Source organism: Candidatus Bathyarchaeota archaeon (assembly GCA_026014745.1).
In the GTDB taxonomy this organism is placed as follows: Archaea; Thermoproteota; Bathyarchaeia; order Bathyarchaeales; family Bathycorpusculaceae; genus Bathycorpusculum.
In genome coordinates, this window is record JAOZHS010000001.1 from 96302 (window position 1) to 114867 (window position 18566).

Annotated in this window: 19 protein-coding genes; 4 read left to right on the top strand and 15 right to left on the bottom strand. The window is 47.7% G+C overall.

The window, feature by feature from the left end:
* Positions 1 to 7: 7 nt before the first annotated feature.
* The 9 genes from NWE92_00545 to NWE92_00585 form a co-directional block, all read right to left on the bottom strand.
* Positions 8 to 625, bottom strand: a complete 618-nt coding sequence (locus NWE92_00545; protein MCW4028124.1) for a class I SAM-dependent methyltransferase — start codon at positions 623 to 625, stop codon at positions 8 to 10.
* Positions 609 to 1427, bottom strand: coding sequence for a 16S rRNA (adenine(1518)-N(6)/adenine(1519)-N(6))-dimethyltransferase RsmA (gene rsmA / locus NWE92_00550; protein MCW4028125.1), 819 nt, complete (start codon positions 1425 to 1427; stop codon positions 609 to 611). Before rsmA ends, NWE92_00545 begins: the two co-directional genes overlap by 17 nt.
* A gap of 12 nt (positions 1428 to 1439) precedes the next feature.
* Positions 1440 to 2006 carry a DUF655 domain-containing protein gene (locus NWE92_00555; GenBank protein ID MCW4028126.1) on the bottom strand — a complete coding sequence of 189 codons (567 nt, stop codon included), beginning with the start codon at positions 2004 to 2006 and terminating at the stop codon, positions 1440 to 1442.
* A gap of 77 nt (positions 2007 to 2083) precedes the next feature.
* Positions 2084 to 2422, bottom strand: a complete 339-nt coding sequence (locus NWE92_00560; GenBank protein ID MCW4028127.1) for an RNA polymerase Rpb4 — start codon at positions 2420 to 2422, stop codon at positions 2084 to 2086.
* Positions 2423 to 2430: 8 nt separating this feature from the next.
* On the bottom strand, positions 2431 to 2727 hold the full coding sequence (locus NWE92_00565) for a 50S ribosomal protein L21e (GenBank protein ID MCW4028128.1): 297 nt from the start codon (positions 2725 to 2727) through the stop codon (positions 2431 to 2433).
* Positions 2728 to 2742: 15 nt separating this feature from the next.
* Positions 2743 to 4074 carry a tRNA pseudouridine(54/55) synthase Pus10 gene (locus NWE92_00570; GenBank protein MCW4028129.1) on the bottom strand — a complete coding sequence of 444 codons (1332 nt, stop codon included), beginning with the start codon at positions 4072 to 4074 and terminating at the stop codon, positions 2743 to 2745.
* 12 nt (positions 4075 to 4086) lie between these two features.
* Positions 4087 to 5439, bottom strand: a complete 1353-nt coding sequence (locus NWE92_00575) for a signal recognition particle protein Srp54 (GenBank protein ID MCW4028130.1) — start codon at positions 5437 to 5439, stop codon at positions 4087 to 4089.
* Positions 5440 to 5922: 483 nt separating this feature from the next.
* Positions 5923 to 6315: a translation initiation factor IF-5A gene (locus NWE92_00580; GenBank protein MCW4028131.1), complete on the bottom strand. Its 393-nt coding sequence runs from the start codon at positions 6313 to 6315 to the stop codon at positions 5923 to 5925.
* A 181-nt stretch (positions 6316 to 6496) separates the two neighbouring features.
* Complete coding sequence (locus tag NWE92_00585) at positions 6497 to 9046, bottom strand: PQQ-binding-like beta-propeller repeat protein (protein MCW4028132.1); 2550 nt, start codon at positions 9044 to 9046, stop codon at positions 6497 to 6499.
* A 266-nt stretch (positions 9047 to 9312) separates the two neighbouring features.
* Here NWE92_00585 and NWE92_00590 point away from each other — a divergent pair, with 266 nt between their 5' ends.
* On the top strand, positions 9313 to 10152 hold the full coding sequence (locus NWE92_00590; GenBank protein MCW4028133.1) for an NAD(+)/NADH kinase: 840 nt from the start codon (positions 9313 to 9315) through the stop codon (positions 10150 to 10152).
* Complete coding sequence (locus NWE92_00595; protein ID MCW4028134.1) at positions 10149 to 10691, top strand: hypothetical protein; 543 nt, start codon at positions 10149 to 10151, stop codon at positions 10689 to 10691. Before NWE92_00590 ends, NWE92_00595 begins: the two co-directional genes overlap by 4 nt.
* 1 nt (position 10692) lies before the next feature.
* Here the strand turns inward: NWE92_00595 and NWE92_00600 are convergent, their stop codons facing one another.
* Complete coding sequence (locus tag NWE92_00600; protein MCW4028135.1) at positions 10693 to 12501, bottom strand: DUF2070 family protein; 1809 nt, start codon at positions 12499 to 12501, stop codon at positions 10693 to 10695.
* A 246-nt stretch (positions 12502 to 12747) separates the two neighbouring features.
* On the opposite strand from NWE92_00600, the gene NWE92_00605 reads away from it, so the two are divergent.
* On the top strand, positions 12748 to 13047 hold the full coding sequence (locus tag NWE92_00605) for a hypothetical protein (protein ID MCW4028136.1): 300 nt from the start codon (positions 12748 to 12750) through the stop codon (positions 13045 to 13047).
* 26 nt (positions 13048 to 13073) lie between these two features.
* Here the strand turns inward: NWE92_00605 and NWE92_00610 are convergent, their stop codons facing one another.
* Positions 13074 to 13244 carry a preprotein translocase subunit Sec61beta gene (locus NWE92_00610; GenBank protein MCW4028137.1) on the bottom strand — a complete coding sequence of 57 codons (171 nt, stop codon included), beginning with the start codon at positions 13242 to 13244 and terminating at the stop codon, positions 13074 to 13076.
* A gap of 191 nt (positions 13245 to 13435) precedes the next feature.
* On the opposite strand from NWE92_00610, the gene NWE92_00615 reads away from it, so the two are divergent.
* Entirely contained in the window at positions 13436 to 13723 is a 288-nt protein-coding gene (locus NWE92_00615; protein MCW4028138.1) for a nucleotide pyrophosphohydrolase, read from the top strand.
* Here NWE92_00615 and NWE92_00620 read toward each other — a convergent pair.
* From NWE92_00620 to NWE92_00635, 4 genes are all read right to left on the bottom strand, one after another.
* Positions 13720 to 13896, bottom strand: coding sequence for a hypothetical protein (locus tag NWE92_00620; GenBank protein ID MCW4028139.1), 177 nt, complete (start codon positions 13894 to 13896; stop codon positions 13720 to 13722). The two genes, NWE92_00615 and NWE92_00620, sit on opposite strands and share 4 nt — an antisense overlap.
* 133 nt (positions 13897 to 14029) lie before the next feature.
* A complete protein-coding gene (locus NWE92_00625) occupies positions 14030 to 17452 on the bottom strand; it encodes a DNA polymerase II large subunit (GenBank protein ID MCW4028140.1) in 3423 nt (1140 codons plus the stop codon).
* A gap of 78 nt (positions 17453 to 17530) precedes the next feature.
* A complete protein-coding gene (locus NWE92_00630; protein ID MCW4028141.1) occupies positions 17531 to 18283 on the bottom strand; it encodes a geranylgeranylglyceryl/heptaprenylglyceryl phosphate synthase in 753 nt (250 codons plus the stop codon).
* Positions 18284 to 18297: 14 nt separating this feature from the next.
* Positions 18298 to 18564, bottom strand: a complete 267-nt coding sequence (locus tag NWE92_00635; protein ID MCW4028142.1) for a hypothetical protein — start codon at positions 18562 to 18564, stop codon at positions 18298 to 18300.
* Positions 18565 to 18566 lie beyond the last annotated feature (2 nt).

An 18566-nucleotide genomic window follows, 5' to 3' on the forward strand; every position in this document is an offset into this window, starting at 1 on the left:
GTTTCGTTTAACCATATTTTGCTTCTATGAGCGTGAGAGTTTCAAAGAATGGCAACTGCTGCGTCGCATTCACCTCAGCATGTAACCCTGCAATTTTGAATTTGCTAATGGTCGCCTCAACACCTGTTAAGGTGGATTGCATCAACAGCACCCTACCAGCCTCCTTTAGATGTTTGGGTACCTCGGAGATGAAGCGGTCTACCACTTGGCGACCATCCACGCCGCCTGCCCAAGCACGCCCAATCCATGACGCCTCTTCTCCGGCTTCAGAGGGCAAATACGGCGCATTAAACAGCACCAAATCAAAGGCAGCATCAGGGTTTAAGGCGGTGAAGAGGTCAGCTTGGATAAAATCCATTTTATGACGAAGGCCGTTACGTTTAGCGTTTAGTTGTGCACAGCGGATGGCGTAGGGGTTTAGGTCCACTGCAATAACGCGGCTAGCTATCTTTGCTGAGGATACCGCAAGGATACCACAACCGGTACCTAAATCTAACACTGTTGCCCCAATGGGTACGTTTAGGTTTTCTGCAAACAGAAAAGAGTCCTCAGCAGGCTCATACACAGCCTCAAAAACATCAAAAGTGCAGTCGCCGAAGCGGATGCGTTTAGTTGGGTAGCCCATTGGTTAGGTCTCCGAAGTCTTTGGGAGAAAGCTCGCGGACTCGCCGCTCTGGGTTGGGGAGGGTTTGCGCAAGTTTTTCTGCGTCAGGTTTGCTTAGTTTGTAGTGGCTGCGCAAGAAGGGTGCGAGGGCTTTGGCTATTTTTTTGTTGCGTTGGGTAAAGAGCCACTTTGTTAGTTGCACAAATAATGCGTGATCTTTAACAATAAAAGGCGGCGAACACCAAGGTTTGAGTCGCAGAATAACTGAGTCTACTTCGGGTTCAGGGTAAAACATGTTTTTAGGCACCGAATCCAAGAGCGCAGCTGCCGCACACTGATATGTGACAACTGTTAACCAACTATAGTCTTCGCTTCCGACTTCTGCGATTAAACGCTGAGCAAACTCTTTTTGCACAATCATGGTTGCGCAATCGATTTTTTGCGCCAAAAGCCACAGGACCAGATGAGAGGACAAATAGTAGGGCGGAATCGCGACCACTTTGTTAAAAGAAGGCAAATCAGCTTTTAAAACGTCGCCTTCAATCACAACCAAATTGCTCAAGCCACGCAGTTGATGGCGCAAAGCGTCTGCAACTTGGGGGTCTTTTTCCACGGCTATCACTGAGCGGCATTTGTCTGCTAAAAAGCGGGTGAGAAAGCCAAAGCCTGCACCTGCATCCAATACAACATCGGAGTCACCTACTTCAGCATAGGCAGCAAGTTTGGGGTAAAATGCGGGTTCAATCATGAAGTTTTGGCCTAGCACCTTGTTGGGTGCGATGTGATTGCTTCGGAGTAGCTGCTGGATTTGCTCAAGGCTCATGCGTCATATGCCTTACTGTGCCCGCGTGAACAGCCTGTACTTGCTGTCCCCTTCCAACTCTTCCATCACACGTTTGGTGATGAGTTTAGTGGGGTTGGGGAGTTCGGTGCGTTTTTGGAGGTCTTCGAAGCTTTCGAAAGGTTTGCGTTGGCGTTCATTGATTACTTGCCACATGTATTTTTTGCCAATGCCAGGCACCAACTCAAGCGCGTGCATGCGGGGCGTGATGGCTTGGGCGGTGTTGAAGAAGTGAACAAACCATTTCTCGCGGTTAGCAACTATTTTGTTAACTACAGTAGACAACTCTGCTTTTGCGGCGGCAGTCAATTCCTCAAAGCCGATGCGGCCGATTATGTAGGTGACTTCTTCGCGGCTGTCTTTGCCCACATAGACGCGGTCGCCGGGTTTAAGCATTAAGCCTTCCTTAACTAAAGCCTCTAAAACGGTGAAAAATTCTTCACCGACACACTGAATCAAAGCTCCCGCTCGGTATCCCGCGCGTCCCGTAGGACGAAATCCTGGTTTACCGTGGGGCAAGAAGTCTATTACGTAAGCATACTCTTCGTACCGCTTTTCCATAACAATCACCGAGTCCTCTACTGTATTCTGTCTAGTGTATTCGCGCTCTCTGCTTAAAAATACTTAGCCGTTTCCCGCTACTTGAGCGTTCGATTTTCATTCAAAAGCTCAACAATGGTGTTGAGTTTTTGTGTTTCGATAATTTTGCGACCACCAGCCAAGAAGACTCTTAACTCATCCACGGTTTCGGGCATGCAATTGATAATCTGTACGGCTTCGGCTTCGTCGATTTCGTATTCTTTGATTAGCCGTTGAAGAAGCTCTTCAGCTTTATCAGCTTCTGTTTTAGAGAATTTATTGACGTAGTCTAGTGTACGACGTTGGAATTGGTCGAGGTTTTCTTCGCCGATGCTTTCCAGTACCTTTTTGACTTCTGGGAGGGTTAAGCGGTGCTCGCTAATTTCATGCTCACTCATTTTCTATCTCAGCTACCCGTGTAAGGCTCAAGATGATCAGAGCGGACGGTTATTGCTTTTACGCTTTCGCCTTGAGGAACACTAACAACATAGGCGCGTCCACGTTTCTCTTGGACGGTACCGATTTTGCCGTGGAACCGTTTATGAGGCATGCTTTTCTGTACGCTGGAATCCATCTTGATAATTACCTGTGAACCGGGAGCGTATTCTTGAAGTAGCTTTCCAATGTGGGGCTTGCCTTTTGCACGAGTGGTTTTACGCAGTAAACTGCGAGTACCCGAGTAATAGCCTTTTGAACCTCTCATTCTATTTTCACCTGTTTATTCCATTATCACGTTGAGAACGTCAAGCTTAAGCGTCTTCGCTGGGTTTCCAAGCAAATCCGACACGTTAGGTACTGTACGTCCTTCATCTCCAGACACCAATTCTTTCACGTAGAGCCCACCTTGGCAACGAATTTCCAGGAGAGCTCTCTTAAGCGACACCTTCTTAACTTTAACCTTATATATGTACCTTTCTCGAACAAGATCGGCCCTTCGATGCAAAACGCGCTGCGGAGTCTGCTGTTTTATTGTAACTTCAGAAAAGTTTTCTTCAATTAAGCGCAGATCAGAATCCGAGAGTTCATGCTCAAATTCAGCCAATAACGCATATTCCTTTTGGGCATTTTCGCCCTTCTTGAGGTGACGCACGACATCTTTGGTTGTGAACGCTAAATCAGAAATTTCAACCTTACCTGCAGCGGCACTGTTAACGGCAACTTGAATCTGCGCCAAATCAATGTTGCGCCGCTTAGGCTTAGAAATCTCAACCACAAACGGCCGCCCAGACCCTAACATGCGGGCGTCAACGTCTTCGCGTCCTGAAGCATGAAAGAATTCAGCTTCGCCACCGGCGGCTTCAAGCATTTGTGTTGCTGATAGTTCCTCGACAGATTCGGGATACATTTTGCCTGTTCCGCCACATTTGGGGCAGCCTTTGCCGTGGCAGTTGCGGCAGAACCATTTTGACTGAGGAATATCACGAGCGAGTTTTCGGTATCTGCCAGAGATAAACAAGGGGTTAGGCTGAATGCGTACCTGCTCGAGAAAAGGGTTAAACACCACGACCATTTCAGGCGTAAGATACTCTGCTTCTTTTTCTGTGCGAAGTGCGAGGGCTTTGCCTAGTACGCGACCGAATTCGTGCCGTAGGTTTTCGCCATAGGTGATGCTGTTGGCGGCTTTAAACTCGTCCTCACGCTCCTCCACGGGCAGAGGTAACTCTATGCCTACCAAAAAAGTGGAAAACTCATAACCATCCAGCGCTTGCAAGGCTTTCTCGATTAAGCCCTCAACAAGGGTGAATTTGCCTTCGCACAGGTAACATTTCTGTTCAGAGTCGGTTTTGGGGGGACGCTTCTTTAGGTGCCCTAATGTTTCTTGTGCTTGATGTGAAAAACCATTGGAGGCTAAAACTTTGAGTCGATCGATGCCGTCGAGGTTTTTCTCGTTGACAGCGTCGTTGGCTTGCAGGGTTAAAGCCACTTTTAGGGCTTGCCCGCGGATGTTGTTTTCCATGCTGTAGCCTAAAAGCGCAAACTGCCTACCTAAACAGTGGTCGCAAAGCGGGTATTTACTAAGAACTTCAAAAGCTTTCTCCAGTACATCCATCGTTGATTCCCACTACATGCCAGGCATACCCATGCCCATATTACCCTTTCCGCCTAAACCAAAGGGCAACTTCTTTTTGCGCTTAAACATCTTGAGCATCTTTCGCATCATAAAGTACTGCTTGACGAGTTCTTTAACGTCTTTTTCGGTTGTTCCAGACCCGCGAGCGATGCGTCGAGCACGCGAGGAGTTGAGCAGTTTGGGGTTTTCTTTTTCAGCAGGCGTCATAGACTGAATGATTACGCCCCATTTATCTAGCCGCCCTTCTGCGGTGTTTAGCATTTCGTCGGGCACATTAGCCGATGAGAGCCCCGGAATCATCTTCATTACTTTGCCAAAGGGACCCATCTTCTTGACGGCTTGGAACTGCTCATACATGTCAGTTAAGGTAAAGTTGCCACTCATGATTTCCTTTGCTTTCTTCTGGGGCACCTTGATTTCTGCGTCATGAACCTTCTCAAGGAGCGTTTCAAGGTCACCCATACCCAGCAGGCGGCCTACGAAGCGGGAAGGAATAAACGCCTCGATGTCCTCGATTTTTTCGCCTGTGCCAATGAATTTGATGGGCGCACCAGTAGCTGCAACTGCGGAGAGGGCGCCGCCGCCTCGAGAGGAACCGTCGAGTTTGGTTACGATGATGGCGCCGATGGGGGTGGCTTCATGGAACGTTTTTGCTTGAATCAGGGCTTGTTGACCGATGGTGCCGTCAATTACCATGATGACTTCGTCGGGGTGAAGATTTTTTTCTAAGTCTTTCATTTCTTTGATGAGGTCTTTTTCTTCCTTATGACGCCCCGCGGTGTCCACAATGATGAGGTCGCGGTCGCCGAATTGTTTGAAGCCTTCCTTTGCCACCTTCACAGGGTCCTTAGCGTTGGCTTGTCCATAGATCGGGACGTTAATTCTTGTGGCTAACTGCTGAAGTTGGGCGAAGGCTCCTGGACGATAAGTGTCTGCCGCGATTAAACCGACTTTAATGCCACGTTTCTGAAAGTATCGAGAAAGTTTAGCTGCGTGGGTGGTTTTGCCTGAGCCTTGAATTCCAACTAGCATTATGGTTTTCTTTTTGCCCGGCTCAACTCTTAGCGGGACGGGTTGGTCACCGACGAATCGCGTTAATTCCTCATAAACCACTTTGATGACGTGTTCACGTCTGGAGATTCCGGGGGGCACTTTTTCTTTGAGGGCGCGTTCTTCGATGCGTTTAGAAATTTCGAGCACAAGCTGCACGTTGACGTCGGCTTGGAGCAGGGCGCGTTGGATGTCGCGTACGAGTTCCTTCACTGCTGCTTCGTCGACTACGCCGGCTTTGAAGAGTTTCTTTATTGCATCGGTTAATGAAGAACTGAGTTTGTCAAGTGCCATGAGTCTCCAACCTAAACAGTATGAGTTTCCTTTTCTGTCAGATAAAGATTACACAAATAAAGAGTTGTCTCACCCTAAAAACTCCAGATTTTAGGGCTTTTTGTGGGTGAAGCCTCAGTAAATAATTCCCCATTTAAGCATTCTTCACAATTCAGACGGCTCTTCATGCATCATTGGCTTCAAGGCAAAAACGCCAAGCTAGAATAATAACCTTAACAAAAAACTAAACAAAACCAGACAGGTAAAGTCTGTTGTTTCTTTGCCCCATAGACCCCCCTCTATCGTTTCTGCATAGATTAACTAATAGGATCCAAATATGAAATCCAAACTATTGAATTACTTTGCAAACAAGGAGCAGCAATAACAACGCTAGTGGTTTCTCGCAGACTTAAGCAGCCAAGCGCAACCAGAACTCACTCTTAGACAGAATCAGCTTAGCAAATAAACAGGTGAGGAAAAGAAAATAAAAGAAAGAGCGTTACGTTACTTTGCTCGTACAATCTTGATTTTACCAAGAATCTTCCAGTACTCGATTTCTACGCCAGCAACTAGCTTAGCTTTGAGGTCTTCTTCCTCTGGGAAAGGAGCATCGAGATACTCGTAAGTTTCAAGGTCCATAATTTGGACGCCGGTTGGGCTCACTGCGAAGACTTGACCGGGTCGTTTGTCAATAATGGGAACTTCTGCGCCAGCATCGACGGGTTTGACAAATTGACGTTTCTGGTTGTCAAAGATGCCGATTGCTACGATTCTTGCTTTGGCTGCACCGTGTTTTCCAGGTTTAGATTTTGCGATGTCGACGATTCGGCAAGGTTCGCCTTCGATCATCATGTAGCCGCCAACGCGTAATTCTCCGACATCAACTGGTTTGCTCATACATTAACACCTTATATTCTACTCAAGCATTCACAACAACACCCATATATAGATTAAGGTTGAAGTACCGCCGTCAAACAAAGGGTATAGCAAGTTAACGCAGTTGAGGGTTTGACATTAAGCCTTTGTAAACATAGTTAAACTTCAAAATTTGGAGACAAAAAAGGAAAGGAAGAGAGGTTTATGGTCTTTTACGAAGCACCAATATTGTTACCGCAAATCCAATTGCGATGGCAACTATGATTGCTGAACTGGCTGCTAAAATGTATGTTTCAGTAGGCGGGAAGGTCACTTGGGGGTATGGTGACGGAGTTGCAGATGCTTCATCAACCGCAAAAGAGGTTACAGCATGTGATGGCCAATACGAGTCGCTTCCTTCAAAGGATGCCGTGACTGTGTAGAGTCCTGGAATGTCAGGAGTATAGTTTAGCGTAAAGAATCCGTCGTCATCGCTTGTTACTGTTCCTAGGTCCCTGTAATTGCCGTTGGAGTCTATAGCTGTTAATTTTACCTGCACGCCAGTTGTGTTTGTTGGTCTCGGTTTTTGCTGGTAAACGTATTGCATCCAAGTGCTCATGCTATCGTCAGAAACTGCTGCCACGCCGTTTGGAAAACGCGAAGCCTGTTCAGATTGCACTGTACCCGCAGCAATGTCGGTCACGGAGCCTTTAATGACAAGGGATCTTCCCAGTTCAATTGAAGTATCGGGTGCATTTATGTTGGTGGCTGTTGGACCCTTACCGAAGCAGTATAATTGTTCGTCAAAGAGGTTGAGACCTACAAGGTAACCGTCTGCAACAACGTAGCCCCAAGGCACATAACCTGATGAACCATGGAAGGGTATGGTCCATAGTTCTTCTCCTGTGGTGGCATTGAGGCAAATCATGGGTGACCCTTTCCAGTAAGGTGCGTTTGAGGAATGCTCATTGGTGTGGAAATAGATTTTTCCATCAGCTACAGCGCATATGCCGAGAGGATAGCCACCGTAGGGGGTAGCAAGCCCTGCCATAGTCGCGGTACTATAGTTCCATAGTTGTTCGCCGGTTTTAGTGTCGTAGCAGTAGACTACGCCTGAGTAGCCAGTTGAGTAAAGTTTCCCATAAGCAACGGTTTGTGTCCAGATAGAACCACCGCCGCCTGCATAGATATTCCATGGATTTTCTGAGGATGTAGTCCACAAGTAGTTGCCATTATCTAAGTCGTACGCTGAATAAGATATTGTTTCTTTATCCCAGAATATGAAAACCCTGTTTGAAGTATCGATGAATCGAAAACTTCTTGTGACGTTTCCTTCTGGCGCTGCATATGTCTTTGTCCAAAGCAAAGTTCCTCTTGATTCCGGTTTTAGGCTTATCGCATACATGGTGTAGCCGGCGTTGAGTTCGTTGACTCCGCCGAACGTGCCTGAACTACATAGTAATACATCGTCATAGATGGCTTGGCGAACTGTCGTTGTTGACGAGAGAGTGGGTATTGAGACGTTCCACGAGTAAGCATCACTCATATTAACGTTTTTGCCTATTGGTCGCCATTGATTATAGCTTGTGCTTGTGAAGTCAGTGGCATTTGTCGAACCGGTCAGACTATGGCCTGCCGTGTTGTTCCACATAGCCAACCATTTACCTGAAACGTTTAGTACATATCTTAGGATTTCTCCGTTGGGACCGTATACTTCAGTGCCTGTAGGGACGCTGGTCATATTGAACAGTAATTTTCCTGTCAACGGATCGTATGCATTAGCGAAGTTTGCTGTCCAGAGGTATCCGTTAGGGATCACTCCATGTTGGTTCATGGAATCGTATGCGTAAAGTTGTCCGAATGTGGGGGCAGTAACAGTGCTACCTAAAGTATCGCTTGACCATATTGTTTTGCCAGTTCGAATATCAACACAGACGTATCCACCGCTTGCGGAAGCGCTACCGAGGGGAACTGTATAGTAAAGTCTCCCGTACATTGCAACGGGATTCTGTAGTTGCGTCTCGTATTGTGTTCCGTCATAGTAAGTGGTGCCATTTTCGCGTGTGTTTGTACCTCCAACAACACCGCCGTCCCTCATGGGTCTTGTCCACATAATGTGTGCCGTATTTGGTGCTGTACCGACCGGTTGGACCTTCTGAACTATATGCGCACCAGCTAACCAATTTGATGCAACCTGATACCAGCCGTTGTTCTGTCCTTCTATAGGTCGACACCAGTATTCTTGAGGAAGCGGATAGTTAGGCGGCTGCGATATTGCATCTGCTTGTACGGTAAATGTTGCTGTTGCATTGCTGGACAGATATGTATCGTTCTCATAATCACTTGCGCTTCCAGTTATCCCTGTTGCGCCAGTTCTGGAGAGCACTTGTCCGGGGAAGGTAAAGAGAAGTGTGTAATTGCCAATTTCTGTTGGAGTATACAGCGTATAGCCGCAGCCAACGGAGTCAGAGTCAACGGGACCGATTACGTCTACGGAACCGCCGGGTTTAGTAATCTCTACTTTGAAATCTTGCCATCTGTCACCAGCATTGCCAGCGGCTGTGGGAGGAAGTTTATCGAGCCAATAAGCCAAAGTAACCTGTTGACCAACGCCAACGAGGCTAGGGGTTGCAGTGATGTATGCATAGGTGGGTATTTTCCAGGGCGGAACATGTGCATTGGAACTTGGTATAGCGAGAATTGAAGCAGACATTGTCAGAATAAGAAACAACACAATTAATACGTGATAGCTTTTAATTTTTAGTGATTTCATATTTTTTCGCCTTTAATGGTAGCAAGCAATCAAAAAGATAGTGCTAATAAGACTCACTCACCTATCGTGAGTGCAAAAAACCCATGGCACATACGTTTCATTCAATCAACTAAACAGGAAAAACATAGATAATCAAAAAGCTAATGAAAAAGGAACCTTTTTTTCTTGCCCATAGCAGGCGGCTCAACAGCCCAAGAAACGCAGCTAACTCACCACTAACGTTAATATAGATTAAGTTAACCCATCATTACTTAGCGGTGGATTTAGTGTTCAAAACGGTAGGTTTAGTGTCCCGTTACGACAAAAAAGCAGCTCTAGCACTCACCGAAGAATTAACCTTCTACCTCCAAAACAAAGGCATAGAGGTTTACATCGAAGAGTCCCTATCCGACAAAATCACCGCTAAAGCAACCTTCGTTCCGCTCGCCAAAATGAAGGTAGATTTCATCATAACCATTGGCGGCGACGGCACCATCCTCCGCACATGCATCAACGTGCCTAAACCTGAACCGCCCATCTTATCCATCAACATGGGCTTAAGAGGCTTCTTGACGGAAGTCGAACCCAAAGACGCCTGCACCGCTGTTGAACGCGTCCTTGGAGGCGAATACAAACTAGAAAAATGCGGCAAACTCGCCGTGTCCGCAGGCGGCCAAGAACTTCCCGACGCCCTAAACGATGTTGTTATCTCCACTGGAGAACCCGCCAAAATCCTTTATACCCAAATATGCAAAAACGGCAAACCCATCCTCAAATGCCAAGCCGACGGCTTAATCGTGGCAACCCAAACGGGCTCCACGGGCTATTCGCTATCTGCAGGCGGTCCCGTTCTTGACAGCGACGCAGATGCTTTCCTGTTGACGCCGATTTGCCCCTTATCCGTGTTTCATTCGTTGGTTTTCCCCACGGATTCCACAATAACCTTTGAGGTTATCATGCCTCGTGAAGTGCTGATTCTGATTGATGGTAACTTCCGAAAAATCATCAGCGCCGACCAACCCAAACTCAAAATCACCAAATCAAATAACGTCACCTCCTTTATTCGGTTTGAAACCGAATTCTATGATAGACTGCGAAACCGATTGCTCTTTAAGGGAACAGAATGAATCCCCAAGACAACTCCAAAGGCAAACGCGTAATCGTTTTAGATACCTCCGCGTTTGTAGCGGGATTTGACCCTTTTGCGATGCCCGAACAGCAAGTCACAGTACCTAAGGTTGAGGAAGAAATTAGGCGCAGCTCCATGACCAAGACCCGACTCGAAGCAGCCATTGAAAGCGGCAAACTAAAAGTACAGGCACCCTCCCCAGACGCAACCAGCAAAGTCAACGCGTTTGCTAGCCAAGCAGGCGACGTATTCAAACTCTCAGAAACAGATCTACAGCTATTATCGGTAGCTTTAGAACTCAAAGAAGCTGGTTATGCTCCGCAGATTATGACAGATGACTACTCAATTCAAAACGTTGCAAAACGGATGGGTGTGGAGTTTGTGGCTTTGGCAACGTTTGGAATTAAACGGGTACTGGAATGGGTTAGGTATTGTCCAGCGTGCCACCGCGAATATCCTGCGAACGCCAAATTTGGGGATTGCCAAGTTTGCGGCACCGAACTCAAACGTAAACCCCGCCGACAACCCCAAAAATAGGTTAGAGCAGCAGCAAAAGCAAGAGCAGCAGCAAACCTTCGCCGCCAAAAAGAGGCAACACCAAACGTTTTGCTAACACAATAGCCTTGTCAACAAGCGTTGTAACGGATTTTAAGTGCTCTTCACCGATGACTCTAATGTCTGGCACAACTATGTGGCGGCAAGCGGCTGCGCAAACTTCAAGATTCTCCAAAGCTTTCTTCGCAACTTCAGTGATGTATTGGATTAGGAGTGTTTGGTCCATGACCTCTCCCACTGGATGATAACCCCGCTCGCCTGTGACCAAGGCACTTACAGCATGTGTGTCTGTTGTGAAGACCTCACTAACATCAAAGCCTAAGCCAGAGAGGGAAGCAAGAATTTTTTCTCGCAGCCCTGGAACCATATTGTTGCCGTCAATGACTATGTATGCGGTTTTTTGTTTTTCCACTTCCACCGCTATAGCAGTTATGCCGCCAGTGCCCATGCCTGCTTTGAGGCTGAATTCTGTAGGATAAACCGTTGCGGAGCCCACCTTAAACGGCTTTGTAGGTTGGGCAACTGCTTTCTGGAGACATTTGGAGGCAGCACGCTGCAACTCATCCAGATGCTCTGCAGTATCAATTACGTCGGTTAGACTGTTATGGGTGTTAACGACTAAGGCGTTTTTCAACCCGTATTTTTTGGCTTCCTCACTTACCGCTTGACCTAGCTCTTGAGGGAGGTCTTCGGTTGTTTGAGGCGCTAAAGAAAAAGACAAAAACGCGGTATCGCCAAAGATTTGGCAGGAAGCAATTGCTGCGCCATCTATTTCTCGAACCAAGGGAGACGCCAAAGATTGCTGTGCTGTAAACTTTGCGGATGCAATGATTTCGGCGATAATTTTGTGGTTTTGGGGTTGGGAGGCTAAATCCAGTTCATGCCCCAATATACCTAAGGGTATGCAGGAGTTACAGCCAAATTCGCTGTCAAATCGGAATTTGAGCAAAGAGGGCAGGAGGCTGCTGCCGATGTTTTTGAAGGGACCCGGATGCACTTGGGGCACAATTATTGCGGCTTTGGTTTTTTGGGCATCGAACTTGATGTATGTGACGTCTATGTTTGAATTTTGGCCCATGGTTTCTAAGTATTTTTCTAAAGGTTCGTTTAGGTTTGTTACCCAGTTGAGTAGAAACGCCCTAAAGAGAGGCATCGCAGGGAGGGAGTAGCTTTTTTGGCCTAAATGGTCAATTGCGGAGAGCAAGAGGTGTACGGCTACATACCCTATTACGGGGGATATTATTATGAAGACCAAAATTTGCAGAAGGGTGATTCCTGTTAAGGTGACCCAAAAGGTGGTAAAGAGGGCTATACAGAGAAGGGGTCCAAGTAAAGTAGATACCAATCGTCGCCAAAGGGCGGCAGAGGACACCGCATTAAACACAAGCAGCCTTAGGGTTATTATTGCTGCGAAGCCCAAGAGACAAAGTTTAACCCAGAGTAGCCAGCCAAAGGCTACACTTAAGCCAACGCCGATAATTATGAAGAGGAGCCAGATTATCCAGCATACAAACGACAACGCGAGGGTTCGGCGTATAAGGAAGATGGGGTCGTCACGTAAGAGAACTTTGCTGATTAGGGTGTCACCGGTGAGGGTTGCGGCGAATAGGGCGATTCCGAGGAAGAAGCTGTTTATGGATGGAAATATGGCGTAGGTGCAAAGGGTGATTGCGGCTATGCAAATGACTGCGACGGCGAGGAGCGCTTTTTTGAGTGAGGGAAGGAGGAACATGGATGAATAGTGTTTTGTGGCGCTGTCCATTGAGTGATTAAGAGAAGAGTTAGGCTCCATTTCTATCCGCATTTAGGAATTGGTTAGCCCTATTAATATTTAGCTAACTTTTGGGCAGGGTTTGCTAGACACGAATTACATTTTTTTCTATAACAACCAGCCATCGCAAGCTTGTTTTGACAGTTACATGTTTAAGTCAAAGGGTTAAAAAGGGCTATTTTGCCAATTCAACAGCCAAAAACAACATGCCGCAGAGGAGATACCGTTTTATGTTTAAACTCACAATCATATCAGTTTGCGAAGTATATGCCAGAGCAAGATTTGCCCCCCTCCATCTTCCTGATGCTGGAAAGAAACGTGGGCAAAAAAATCAGAATAATCATCGACCCCGCCTATGGGTTTGAGGGAACCCTAGCCGCAGTAACACGGGAACCCTCAGCCATCTGGCTATCCGACGCAGACGCCATAGTTCTAAGATCCACAATCGCCCAGCCAATTCCACAGGTGGCAAGTCGAGAAGAAAGAGGCGACTTATACCTCAATCTGGCATCCATTCAACGATTAGAAATCCTGCCGCCTACCCAACCAAGAAGCAGTAGCCGATAAAAACCTAAAAAATAATAATTGAAAGTTTAGAAGAAGATTTTTGCTAGAACCGAAACAACAATCAAAGTAATAGAAAGAGCCACAAGCAGTTCTGGGCGGACTTTGATGCCTTCCGTTTCTTCCTCAAAGAACCTAAGCAAACCTGCACTAGCAGCAGGCATTGGACCTGACTCTTTCTTTCTTCTGCGTCCACTCATCAAACATCACTTTTTTGAGATTGTAGGGTCTAGTCTTTTTTTGACCTAATTAATCTATCGCCGAACTTCGCGGCTTCAGAGAATCCAACAAACCAGACGGATGCATCAACCCTGCGCGGTATACAAAAGCATCAACAAAACACAGCCAAAGCAAATTAATAATGCCCAAAACAAGAAGAACAGGGAACTTTATGCATATCCGTGAATTCCAAGAAATGATGAAACAACTCTACTTCAAAAGAGACAACGAAAGAGGCATCGAGGGCACGTTTAACTGGTTAGTGGATGAAGTGCAAGAGTTAGGCGCGGAACTCAAAGGGTCCGACAGAGAAGCAACAGAAAAAGAATTCGCCGACGTCATCGCCTGGCTAGCATCTCTTGCCAACATAATGGGCATCGACCTTGAAGCTGCCGCGTTGGCTAAGTATCCGCACAAGTGCCCCAAATGTCAAAGCGCACCCTGCCAATGCACCTTTTAACCAAGACGCTTCTGCCCCAACCCCGTCGCTAACCAAACATAGCGACGGACACCTTTACGTTCCACGGTACCCTCAGCCTTGAGCAGACGCAGATGATACATCACGACATTATAGGATAATCCCGCTTGGGTGGCAAGTTTGGCGGCGCTAAACCCTTGCTTATCAAGTTCCAAGAGTATTTTGGTTCGTGCAGCTAGCCCGTTGTGTACGTTTTTGATTTTTTTAAGGTAAGCATTGGGATGCCAGGAATCCTTGATGATTTATCACCAAACAATCAAGGGGCAGTTTTGGTTCAAAAGCTTTCGCTTACTTGAAGTCAAAGAGAGTGGCTTGTTTGGGTTTTTTGTTATCAAACATAACGGCGAGTTCTTCTTTAATTAAATCCATCCGCTGCGTGTAATAGGCGGGTAAACCGTATTTGTCAACCAACTGTTGGGCTGCCACCAGATACTTCTCGATTCCGCCTCGGTAAACGGTGAGGGTTAGTTTTCCGCCGCATGAGGGGCAGTTACCTTTGAGGGGTAAACGTCGGAATTTACGATTGCAGGATTTACATCGGAACCCCTGCGTGGAGAAAGCGCGCATGTTCCCAGCGATGTCACGCATGAAGTGAGTGTTAAGCACCTTGAGAGCTACCCGGCGGGCGTCGACAGCATCGATTTTCTCACCAAGCTCTAGCTGCATGTGAAGCTTGTCTATCATGGATTTGAATTCTTTGTAGCTGCTGTTGGCGTTACCAAGGTTGATGCTTGTGCAGGGTGTGGTGAATTGGAAGCCTTCAAACTGGGCTTCGGTACCGAGACGATGGCTGATGACATCCATTATAGCGCTGGCGGGCCGGGCATCAAATTTTTCTTGAGTTTTCTTGTAGAACTCTAGTGGATAGGTGGAGCTGACGTCGAAATCATGGAATTGCCGCTGCACCTCTTTGGTATTAACGAAGGGGATGAGCAGGATGGGGGCGTCCATGATACCGCCGATTTGTGCGGGAAGATACACACGCGAAAAATTAAGCAGCGTATCGAGACCAAGCATTATGGCGTCTTCGTCGCCGTCGCAGTCACGTCGTTTCGCGCTGTGCCAAACTGGATGGGCATAAATTACGTTACGATCAGTGAAGCCGACAACCCGACCCAAGATACAAGCGCAAGTGTGCGGCGCCAAGCCAAAGATTAGCTGCCCGACCATATCCTCGGCTTTCTTGACGTTATAGTAGGGGTGCAGCTTGTAGACGCGAGTAAGCATATCGTCGATAAAGTTAGCGATTTGCACAAAGTACTCCCCAGCCGTCCAGGGAATAACGACATCTTGGAGTTTCAGTTCACAGACTTGATTAGGGTCGGTTAAGGGCAAACCATGCGTATCGGCTAGATAACCCATTTGATGCATCTTCTCAATGGAGACTCCGATTTCGGCTGGTGTGATATGGGTTAGGGGGGCATTGGTAGCGTCAAAGCGGATGGTGCCATCCTTATACACAGATAAGCCATGCTTAGCGCGCAAGATGCCTTTTTCAATGATTTCTGGGGTCTTGTCAAGGTTTGTGAGACCTTTGACGCCGCGGAGCATCTTGGGAGCCTGATAACCTAGTGTAGCGCAGGCGTTGTTGACAAGGTCGCGGAAGTTTAAAGATTGACGCTGATAGAGAACCCCATCGGTTTTGCAGGTTGCGCAGCCAGCATCCTTAACGGCTCTACCGCAACGGGGGCAACTCTTCTCAGGGACTGTTTCGCAACCGCATGTATCGCATCTGATTTTTAGCGTGTAGGTTTTGCAGGTGGGGCATTTGCGTCGGGCTAGCTCTACGAAGACGTGGTCTTGTTTGGCGGCTTCCATAAGGTCTCGATGTGAACCGCCTGCTAAGCTGACGGGGAAAAGTACGTGGACGAGGGGTTTCATTTCACGGTGCTTTGCCTTCTCGGGGCGACCCATACGTCCACCCACATAGGTTGGGGCTTTATCTTTAATCTGCACACCTGAGAGCAGGCTTAACAATTCAAGAACCGACGCCGCCTGCAAAGAAGCCGTCTGCCGCGAAGTACCATAGCCCAAGGTGAAGGCAAACGCAGCCGCCTCCTCGCCGCTTAACACGACTTTACCTTCAATCATTCGGTGGGGCGCAAAGATTTTTCGAAGTGCCTTAATTGCGTCCTCAGTTGGGGGTCCTGTGATTTTTGATGCAACACCATCCGTCAAGGTTACTTCACTGCTTGCCAGCCATTTTCGCAGGGACTCGACTTCTTGAACGGTACACAAGCCCGTCCAATAGAAGATGCAGTTAGCGGCTAGCGGCACATCCAAAAGGTGGCTGAGTGCGATTGCTTCTTGGGTGGTGGGTTTGTTTTTGAAGGGGTCAAGTATGAAGTCGTCAATTTTCTGGGGGGTTAGGTTGCAGGCTTCGGCGGCTTTTTTGGTGTCGGCGCCAAATTTTGAGAGGATTGCGTTCTGAAGGTCTTTGGACCACCATTCCTCCACGTAGCCTGAGGGCGGCAGAGCTTTGTTGCTGTAGAGGAAATCACCGAAGTCAATGAGCATGTCGCCTAAGAATAGGATTTTTTGGATTTTCCCCTGTACGTCGGGGAAGTTCTGAAGCGAGACCCTAACCACGGAGTTATCCTTAAGCAAAACCACAGGCTGCTCAATACTATCCACAGGCAGAGTCACACCGCCCTTGCCGGGCAACTCTAAACGCATCTGGGTACCTGCAGCAAGAAAACTCTCCACGACAAGCATAGTGGCAGGATGGATACCTACAGCTGAGAGCCCGGTGTTTCGTGAGCGACCGTAACGCAGTCTAAAGCCGCCTTTTGTGGAGGGGAAAGCAAAGATGGGCCGTCCAGCGATGACGTCGTCCATGAAGCCGCCCGATTTCTTCTCCGATTTCTTCTTAAAGTTTTTGAGCCACTCCCAACCCGAAAAACCCAATTTATCAATGATAACATAGACTTTTTGGGCACGCCCTACAATGCCGTCATTAACCACACGAAGTGCTCCACCGCGGACACGGTTGGTTTCGACGCGTTCCAAGTTGCGGTAAGAGGAGACCTCCACAGGATCAGACTCGGTCCCCGTGCATTCAACGGGAATAAGATTTAGCGCTTTCCGAAGCTCCTCGTCGGGAATGTGATATTGGAAGCGCCCAACGGAGCGTTCATAGAGCCGCAACTCCTCTACAAACCGCGATACTTCTTCTTCAGTGGGCTTGTACGTGTCTAAGTTTAGTTCGCGGCGTACATAGTCGCCTACGACTAAGGTTAGGGCTTGGTCGGTGCCGCCGGCAGAACGGATGGGTCCTGCGAAGTAAACGGCGAGGTAGCGGGTTTGGTCTGCGTTCTTTTTTATTTTAACCTGAGCGATGCCCTGGATGGGAGCGGCAGTTAACCCTTCTGTGAAGATGGCAAGCGCTGTTCGAATCGCCTGCTCAGCTAGCTGCTCGGGTCCCTGTTCTTCGTCGGGTTTGAGGAATTTACCTTGAGCAACCTGCTGTGCTACTTTGAAGGCAACTTCTTCGCGGGGTATCTTAGCGCTTAGGTCGCGGATGCTAAGTGCAACGCCTTTGGGTCCAACGAGACCTTCCACTAGGTCGGCGATGTCTTGGGCTACGATGCATTCAGTTTTGAGGGCGGGGTCGAGTCCTCTAGAGCGAGCGCTGTCGCTAATCTCGTAGAGGTGTTTAAGTTCGTTTTCCATGGAGTCAACGTAGTTTTGGTAGCCCTGGCTAATTTTCAAGATAACCGCTCACTGGCAAGATATGAAGCAAGGGTTATTTTGGCTTTCTAAAAGAAAACCTAAAGGCAACAAGAAAAATTAGGACTTAACTGTTTTTATGGCACAGATTATGTCGGATATGCGTTGTTTGGAGTCGCTGGATTCGGTAATGTTGCCGGTGACTATGATGTCTGCGCCTGCAGAAGCAGCTGCTAGGGCTTGCTCTTTGGTTCGGATACCTCCTCCTACTATGAGGGGTATGTCGATGTAGTGTTTAACGGCACGTATCATCTCGGGGGGAACGGGATGGGCTGCGCCTGAGCCTCCTTCAAGGTAGATGAAACGCATACCGAGATATTGGCCAGCTAGGGCATGGGCGGCTGCAAGTTCAGGTTTATTATAAGGCACCGCAATGGCTTTGCCCACAATGCCAGCAGTTCCACCTTCGCCTACGATGATATAGCCCATGGAGATGGGTTCGAGCTTGAATTTCTTAACAAGAGGAGCCCCAAGGATTTGGACGCCCATCAAAAAGTAGGGGTCTACCGAATTCAGCAGGGACATAAACCAGATGGCGTCTGCATGCGAGGTTATGCCAGATACGTTGTTTGGAAAAAGAATCGTTGGTACCTTTACTGCGGTTTTTATGGCTTTAGTCACGTTATCAAGATGCTCTTGGGAAGCAAAGGTCGAGCCGCCAATCATTATAGCTGCTGTTCCGCTGTTGTAAGAATTCTCTGCGATTCGAGAAGCGTCGGCAGAGGTGACTTTTTCGGGGTCAATCAAAGTAAGGTGGATGGAGCCTTCGGCTGCTATTTTGTCCAGCAAGTACTTTTCTATGGGACCAACCATTAGCAATCCTTCAGTTACTCATTCTTTGCGTTTGTTATAGAGGTTCTTTTCTGGGTGCCGTATATGCGGTCGGTTAACATGCAGTAAACGTCAACTTCGCTTTGTGCGGATTTAATTGGGAATTCTTCTTTAAGACCACAACTGCTGCATTGGGCTAAGGCATGGCTGTCTTCGCGGAAGATTTCTACACGCACAGTTTCTTTCCCACATTTAGGGCAAGAGAAGAACTTTGGTAATCGTTTCTTTGGAATATGAACAACCTTTTTCCTTCTTCGCCCCATAC

What these genes read in the sequence shown, in the direction of transcription:
- NWE92_00545 (MCW4028124.1), bottom strand. Translation starts at nt 625, where the DNA reads ATGGGCTACCCAACTAAACGCATCCGCTTCGGCGACTGCACTTTTGAT.
- rsmA (MCW4028125.1), bottom strand. Translation starts at nt 1,427, where the DNA reads ATGAGCCTTGAGCAAATCCAGCAGCTACTCCGAAGCAATCACATCGCA.
- NWE92_00555 (MCW4028126.1), bottom strand. Translation starts at nt 2,006, where the DNA reads ATGGAAAAGCGGTACGAAGAGTATGCTTACGTAATAGACTTCTTGCCC.
- NWE92_00560 (MCW4028127.1), bottom strand. Translation starts at nt 2,422, where the DNA reads ATGAGTGAGCATGAAATTAGCGAGCACCGCTTAACCCTCCCAGAAGTC.
- NWE92_00565 (MCW4028128.1), bottom strand. Translation starts at nt 2,727, where the DNA reads ATGAGAGGTTCAAAAGGCTATTACTCGGGTACTCGCAGTTTACTGCGT.
- NWE92_00570 (MCW4028129.1), bottom strand. Translation starts at nt 4,074, where the DNA reads ATGGATGTACTGGAGAAAGCTTTTGAAGTTCTTAGTAAATACCCGCTT.
- NWE92_00575 (MCW4028130.1), bottom strand. Translation starts at nt 5,439, where the DNA reads ATGGCACTTGACAAACTCAGTTCTTCATTAACCGATGCAATAAAGAAA.
- NWE92_00580 (MCW4028131.1), bottom strand. Translation starts at nt 6,315, where the DNA reads ATGAGCAAACCAGTTGATGTCGGAGAATTACGCGTTGGCGGCTACATG.
- NWE92_00585 (MCW4028132.1), bottom strand. Translation starts at nt 9,046, where the DNA reads ATGAAATCACTAAAAATTAAAAGCTATCACGTATTAATTGTGTTGTTT.
- NWE92_00595 (MCW4028134.1), top strand. Translation starts at nt 10,149, where the DNA reads ATGAATCCCCAAGACAACTCCAAAGGCAAACGCGTAATCGTTTTAGAT.
- NWE92_00600 (MCW4028135.1), bottom strand. Translation starts at nt 12,501, where the DNA reads ATGGAGCCTAACTCTTCTCTTAATCACTCAATGGACAGCGCCACAAAA.
- NWE92_00605 (MCW4028136.1), top strand. Translation starts at nt 12,748, where the DNA reads ATGCCAGAGCAAGATTTGCCCCCCTCCATCTTCCTGATGCTGGAAAGA.
- NWE92_00610 (MCW4028137.1), bottom strand. Translation starts at nt 13,244, where the DNA reads ATGAGTGGACGCAGAAGAAAGAAAGAGTCAGGTCCAATGCCTGCTGCT.
- NWE92_00615 (MCW4028138.1), top strand. Translation starts at nt 13,436, where the DNA reads ATGCATATCCGTGAATTCCAAGAAATGATGAAACAACTCTACTTCAAA.
- NWE92_00630 (MCW4028141.1), bottom strand. Translation starts at nt 18,283, where the DNA reads ATGGTTGGTCCCATAGAAAAGTACTTGCTGGACAAAATAGCAGCCGAA.
- NWE92_00635 (MCW4028142.1), bottom strand. Translation starts at nt 18,564, where the DNA reads ATGGGGCGAAGAAGGAAAAAGGTTGTTCATATTCCAAAGAAACGATTA.